This is a genomic window from Aquirufa beregesia, assembly GCF_011090385.1.
In the GTDB taxonomy this organism is placed as follows: Bacteria; Bacteroidota; Bacteroidia; order Cytophagales; family Spirosomataceae; genus Aquirufa; species Aquirufa beregesia.
On sequence record NZ_SEWW01000017.1, the window covers coordinates 1 to 5262 of the forward strand.

At 46.7% G+C, this 5262-nt stretch carries 1 protein-coding gene; it reads left to right on the top strand.

The genetic code is table 11. The features are described from left to right. Nucleotides 1-5262 (top strand): beta strand repeat-containing protein (locus EWU23_RS13670; protein ID WP_166233165.1); only part of this gene is annotated, 5262 nt, incomplete at both ends.

The following is a 5262-nucleotide window of genomic DNA, read 5'->3' on the forward strand; positions in this document are numbered from 1 at the left end:
CAGCAGATATTGCTTTTGGAACGAGCACAGCCTTGACGTTTGCCTCAGGAAGTGTGACAACAAATATGAAGCTGTACAATGTGGAATCAGCTGTTGTGGCTGTTACAGATGGAAGTATCGTTGCTGCTGGAGCAGATCGATTGACAGTAGCCGTGAGTGCAGCAGCTGTTAGTAAGTTTGGACTTAATTTGACCGCTTCTCAAATCAATGGTTTGAATTGGACAGGAGTCAATACCCTTACTGCACAAGATGCATATGGAAATACCGTATTAAGTTATGATGCCAGTTCAAATGCCGTAACGGTGACTAATTCATTAGGGGGTGTTGTTAGTGGATTAGGATCAGGAGTTAATAATGTATTGAACCAAGCAGGAGATTTTGTCAGTGGGGTAGCTGATCTTACAAGTTTAGGAATTAAATATACGGGAGTTACTGGTACTGGAACATATACATTTACCTCTACTACGGGTGGAATTACAGGAAGTGATGTGGTATTAATTAGTGCAGGTGCTGCGACTAGGTTAGTCGTTACTGGAAATAATTCTCAGACAGCAGGTGGTTCACAAGTAATTACCATTACAGCTAAAGATGCGAGCGGTAATACCGATCTTACTTATTCAGGAAGTAAATCAATTACATTTTCAGGTGCCAGCAGTTCAGTCAATCCAGTTACAGAACCAACTGTAGCAGGTACAAATTTTGGTTCATCAACAAGCCTTACTTTTACCAATGGTGTAGCAACAGCGAATTTGGTCGTTTATAAAGCCGAAAGTGCTTTAATCTCAGCCACAGATGGAAGTATTTCATCTGCAGGTGGTGATCAATTAGCGGTTACAGTTGGAGAATCATCATTTATAAAATTGGCAGTTAGCTTAACGAGTCCTCAGACGAATGGTACAGCTTTCACCGGCACGAATACTTTGACAGCCCAAGATGCGTATGGCAATGCCGTAACGAATTTTAATGCAGCTACGAATAATATTACGGTTACATCCACTTTGACAGGAAGCATTTCAGGTTTTGTTGGAGGGAATGTAATCAATTCTTTAGGACGGTTTGTCAACGGTGTTGCCAATTTGACTAGTGTTATGATTTTCACAGGAACCTCGGGTACTGGTACTTTTACCTTTACACCAGTTACTGGAACAGCTGTTACTAGCGGCAGTGTTACGGTAAATGCAGGAGCAGCCACCAAATTAGTAGTAACGGGATCAGGTACTCAAACCGCAGGTGGGTCACAAACGGTGACGGTAACGGCCCAAGATGCTAATGGCAATACAGCCACGACGTATACAGGAGCTAAGAGCATCACTTTCTCAGGAGCCTTAGCTTCACCAAGTCCTGCTACAACGCCCACGGTAGCTGGAACTGACTTTGGTACAGCGACTAGCATGACCTTTACGGCGGGTGTGGCGACAGGCTCGATGATATTGTACAAAGCAGAAGCTGCGACAGTGAATGCCACGGACGGAACGATCAACTCCACCTCAGGAGGCACTTTGAATGTGACGGTGAGTGCATCAACGATGACGAAATTAGCTGTTAGCTTAGCGAGTCCTCAAACGAATGGAACAGCCTTTACTGGAACGAATACCTTGACAGCCCAAGATGCGTATGGCAATACGGTCACGACTTTTGCTGCCAATACGAATAATGTAACAGTAACGAGCACGTTAACCGGAGCAATCACAGGATTAGGCTCAGGAGTGAACAACGTGTTGAATCAAGCTGGTGACTTTACGAGTGGAGTAGCGAACTTGACAAGCTTAGGCTTGAAATTCACGGGAACTTCAGGAGCAGGAACCTTTACCTTCACTCCAACTTCAGGAACAGCGGCTACCAGTTCAAGTATCACGGTTAATCCAGGCGCAGCTACGAAATTGGTAGTGACCGGCTCCGCTTCTCAAACGGCAGGTGGGTCACAAACGGTTACAGTAACCGCAAAAGATGCAAGTGGAAATACGGCAACGACCTATTTTGGGAGCAAAAATTTATCATTTTCAGGAGCCTTAGCCTCACCTAGTCCAGCAACGAATCCAACTTTTGGAGGAGTCAATTTTGGTTCTCCTACAATTGTGACTTTTGTGGGTGGAGTATATTCTGCATCCATGGTTTTATATAAATCCGAAGCTGCCACGGTGAATGTGAGTGATGGAACGATCAACTCCACCTCAGGAGGCACTTTGAATGTGACGGTGAGTGCATCAACGATGACGAAATTAGCTGTTAGCTTAGCGAGTCCTCAAACGAATGGAACAGCCTTCACCGGCACGAATACCTTGACAGCCCAAGATGCGTATGGCAATACGGTCACGACTTTTGCTGCCAATACGAATAATGTAACAGTAACGAGCACGTTAACCGGAGCAATCACAGGATTAGGCTCAGGAGTGAACAACGTGTTGAATCAAGCAGGCGACTTTACGAGTGGAGTAGCGAACTTGACAAGCTTAGGCTTGAAATTCACGGGAACTTCAGGAGCAGGAACCTTCACTTTTACTCCTGCGACTGGAACAGCGGCTACAAGTTCAAGTGTGACAATCAATGCAGGAGCAGCCACCAAATTAGTGGTAACGGGATCAAGTACTCAGACAGCAGGTGGGTCACAAACGGTGACGGTAACGGCCCAAGATGCTAATGGCAATACAGCCACGACGTATACAGGAGCTAAGAGCATCACTTTCTCTGGAGCCTTAGCTTCACCAAGTCCTGCTACAACGCCCACGGTAGCTGGAACTGACTTTGGTACAGCGACTAGCATGACCTTTACGGCGGGTGTGGCGACAGGCTCGATGATATTGTACAAAGCAGAAGCTGCGACAGTGAATGCCACGGACGGAACGATCAACTCCACCTCAGGAGGCACTTTGAATGTGACGGTGAGTGCATCAACGATGACGAAATTAGCTGTTAGCTTAGCGAGTCCTCAAACGAATGGAACAGCCTTTACTGGAACGAATACCTTGACGGCCCAAGATGCGTATGGCAATACGGTCACGACTTTTGCTGCCAATACAAATAATGTAACAGTAACGAGCACGTTAACTGGAGCAATCACAGGTTTAGGCTCAGGAGTGAACAACGTGTTGAATCAAGCAGGCGACTTTACGAGTGGAGTAGCGAACTTGACAAGCTTAGGCTTGAAATTCATGGGAACTTCAGGAGCAGGAACCTTTACCTTCACTCCAACTTCAGGAACAGCAGCTACCAGTTCAAGTATCACGGTTAATCCAGGCGCAGCTACGAAATTGGTAGTGACCGGCTCCGCTTCTCAAACGGCAGGTGGAGCGCAAACCGTTACAGTAACCGCAAAAGATGCAAGTGGAAATACAGCAACGACCTATTTTGGGAGCAAAAATTTATCATTTTCAGGAGCCTTAGCCTCACCTAGTCCAGCAACGAATCCAACTTTTGGAGGAGTCAATTTTGGTTCTCCTACAATTGTGACTTTTGTGGGTGGAGTATATTCTGCATCCATGGTTTTATATAAATCCGAAGCTGCCACGGTGAATGTGAGTGATGGAACGATCAACTCCACCTCAGGAGGCACTTTGAATGTGACGGTGAGTGCATCAACGATGACGAAATTAGCTGTTAGCTTAGCGAGTCCTCAAACGAATGGCACAGCCTTTACTGGAACGAATACCTTGACAGCCCAAGATGCGTATGGCAATACGGTCACGACTTTTGCTGCCAATACGAATAATGTAACAGTAACGAGCACGTTAACCGGAGCAATCACAGGATTAGGCTCAGGAGTGAACAACGTGTTGAATCAAGCAGGCGACTTTACGAGTGGAGTAGCGAACTTGACAAGCTTAGGCTTGAAATTCACGGGAACTTCTGGTTCAGGAACCTTCACTTTTACTCCTGCGACTGGAACAGCGGCTACCAGTTCAAGTGTGACAATCAATGCAGGAGCAGCCACCAAATTAGTGGTAACGGGATCAGGTACTCAAACCGCAGGTGGGTCACAAACGGTGACGGTAACGGCCCAAGATGCTAATGGCAATACAGCCACGACGTATACAGGAGCTAAGAGCATCACTTTCTCAGGAGCCTTAGCTTCACCAAGTCCTGCTACAACGCCCACGGTAGCTGGAACTGACTTTGGTACAGCGACTAGCATGACCTTTACGGCGGGTGTGGCGACAGGCTCGATGATATTGTACAAAGCAGAAGCTGCGACAGTGAATGCCACGGACGGAACGATCAACTCCACCTCAGGAGGCACTTTGAATGTGACGGTGAGTGCATCAACGATGACGAAATTAGCTGTTAGCTTAGCGAGTCCTCAAACGAATGGAACAGCCTTTACAGGCACGAATACCTTGACAGCCCAAGATGCGTATGGCAATACGGTCACAACTTTTGCTGCCAATACGAATAATGTAACAGTAACGAGCACGTTAACCGGAGCAATCACAGGATTAGGCTCAGGAGTGAACAACGTGTTGAATCAAGCAGGCGACTTTACGAGTGGAGTAGCGAACTTGACAAGCTTAGGCTTGAAATTCACGGGAACTTCAGGAGCAGGAACCTTTACCTTCACTCCAACTTCAGGAACAGCAGCTACCAGTTCAAGTATCACGGTTAATCCAGGCGCAGCTACGAAATTGGTAGTGACAGGCTCCGCTTCTCAAACGGCAGGAACGAGTAATTCGATTACGATTACCGCGAAAGATGCGAGTGGAAATACGGTTACTACTTATACCGGATCCAAGAACTTAACATTTTCAGGAGCGACTAGTTCAACAGCCCCAGTAACAACGCCAAAGGTGACGAACAGTTCCGCAGCAGATATTGCTTTTGGAACGAGCACAGCCTTGACGTTTGCCTCAGGAAGTGTGACAACAAATATGAAGCTGTACAATGTGGAATCAGCTGTTGTGGCTGTTACAGATGGAAGTATCGTTGCTGCAGGAGCAGATCGATTGACAGTAGCCGTGAGTGCATCAACGATGACGAAATTGGCGGTTAGCTTAGCGAGTCCTCAAACGAATGGAACAGCCTTTACCGGCACGAATACCTTGACAGCCCAAGATGCGTATGGCAATACGGTCACAACTTTTGCTGCCAATACGAATAATGTAACAGTAACGAGCACGTTAACCGGAGCAATCACAGGATTAGGCTCAGGAGTGAACAACGTGTTGAATCAAGCAGGCGACTTTACGAGTGGAGTAGCGAACTTGACAAGCTTAGGCTTGAAATTCACGGGAACTTCAGGAGCAGGAACCTTTACCTTCACTCCAACTTCAG